The organism is Martelella sp., assembly GCF_984369615.1.
Window position 1 is genome coordinate 1 of sequence record NZ_CFHTCS010000528.1, and the last position, 2,196, is coordinate 2,196.

General features: G+C 62.0%; 1 protein-coding gene and 1 pseudogene. Both read right to left on the reverse strand.

The window, feature by feature from the left end; translation table 11 throughout:
* Window positions 1-1,522: acetolactate synthase 3 large subunit (locus tag AC5DC2_RS23270; RefSeq protein WP_491700202.1), on the reverse strand; the 1,522-nt coding region annotated here is incomplete at its 3' end.
* A gap of 299 nt (window positions 1,523-1,821) precedes the next feature.
* Window positions 1,822-2,196, reverse strand: a pseudogene (locus AC5DC2_RS23275) (tRNA (adenosine(37)-N6)-dimethylallyltransferase MiaA); the annotation flags it as partial.

Below are 2,196 nucleotides of genomic sequence, written 5' to 3' on the forward strand. Positions count from 1 at the left end.
AGGCTTCCGCCAGCTTGACGAAATCGGGCATCGCCTCGGTATAGGAATGCGACAGGCGGTTGCCGTGCAAGAGCTGCTGCCACTGGCGGACCATGCCCATATACTGGTTGTTCATGATGAAGATCTTGATCGGCGCATTGTGCTGGATCGCCGCCGACATCTCCTGGATGCACATCTGGATCGAGGCGTCGCCCGCGACATCGATGACGAGCGCTTCCGGATGCGCGATCTGGACGCCGAGAGCGGCCGGCAGGCCGTAGCCCATCGTGCCGAGACCGCCGGAGGTCATCCAGCGCTTCGGCTCCTCGAAATCGAAGAACTGCGCCGCCCACATCTGGTGCTGGCCAACCTCGGTGGTGATGTAGAAGTCCCTGCCCTTGACCGCCGCGTTCAGGCGCTCCAGCGCATATTGCGGCATGATCACGTCCTTGTTGGGCGTGTAGGCGAAACAGTCGCGCGCGCGCCAGCGGTCGATATTGCCCCACCAGTCATCGAGCGACGGTTTCTCGGCCGGCAGCGCGCGCCAGGCGCGGACCATTTCTTCCAGAACATGGGCGACATCGCCGAGGATCGGGACGTCGACATGGATGGTCTTGTTGATCGAGGACGGATCGATGTCGATGTGGATCTTGGTCGAGTTCGGCGAGAAGGCATCGACGCGCCCGGTAATCCGGTCATCGAAACGCGCGCCGATACAGACCATGACGTCGCAGTCATGCATGGCCATATTGGCCTCGTAGGACCCGTGCATGCCGAGCATGCCCAGCCAGTTCTTGCCCGAGGCCGGATAGCAGCCGAGCCCCATCAGCGTCGAGGTGATCGGGAAATCGGTGAGGCTGACCAGTTCGCGCAGCAACCGCGTGGCGTCATCGCCGGAATTGACGACGCCGCCGCCGGTGTAGAGGATCGGACGTTTCGCCTTCGCCATCAGTTCGACCGCCGTGCGGATCGCATCGGCATTGCCGTTGACCTCCGGACGATAGCTCTCGCGGATCGGATGGCCTTCGAGCGGCGTGTAGCGCCCCTTGGCGAACTGGACGTCCTTCGGGACATCGACGACGACGGGGCCGGGACGACCGCTCTGGGCAATGCGGAAGGCCTCATGGATGACATTGGCGAGGTCGTTCACGTCCTTGACCAGCCAGTTATATTTGGTGCAGGGCCGGGTAATGCCGACGGTGTCGCACTCTTGAAACGCATCCGAGCCGATCAGCGTCGTCGGAACCTGGCCGGAAATGCAGACCAGCGGAACGGAATCCATCAGCGCATCCTGCAGCGGCGTGACCGCATTGGTCGCGCCCGGACCGGAGGTGACCAGCATGACGCCGACCTTGCCGGTGGAGCGGGCATAGCCCTCAGCCGCGTGGCCCGCGCCCTGCTCGTGACGCACAAGCACATGGGCGATCTCGTCCTGCTGAAAGATTTCGTCATAGATCGGCAGCACGGCGCCGCCCGGGTATCCGAAGATATGTTCAACCCCGTTTTCTTTCAGCGCCTGCAAAACGATCTCGGCGCCTGTCATCAAATTGTCCGTCGCGGTCATCGTCATTTTCCGTTTCGATGGTCTCAAGGTGTTTGCGTTCCTACCGGGCATAAAAAAAGGCCCCTTCAAGGAGCCTGTCGTCGCGCATGGGTGGCTTATGCCGGATGGTTACACCATCCTGCCCATGCGCGATCCCACCACAATAAGAAGTTCTTTCATAGCCATGTTGGCTGATTAGCCCGTCTTGCCGCATCAGTCAACGCGCGAGTGCAAGAAAAATAGCCAAACCGGCGGCCGGGTGAAATTAAATTAGGCAGATATGGCGGTGCCCGCCGAGGCTAAAGCGCTGCGGGATCGAGTCTTTTCCAGTCATCGCCCATCTGGTTGCGAAACCAGGTCATCTGCCGCTTGGCATATTGCCGCGTGGCCGCGCTCGCCTTCTCGATCACCTCGGCGCGGCTCATGTCGCCGGAAAGCATGGCCGCGATCTCCTTGACGCCGATGGCGCGCATCACCGGGGCCGCCGGATCGAGACCGAGCGCCAGCAGCGCCTCGACCTCCTCGACGGCGCCCTCTTCCAGCATCGTCTCGAAACGGCGGTTGATGCGGCCATGCAGAACCGGTCTCTCGGGCAACACCACGATCCTGTCCGCGCTTGCAGCGTCAATCAGCGGCGGCGGGTTTTCCGCCTGAAAATCGGCGATCGACCGGCC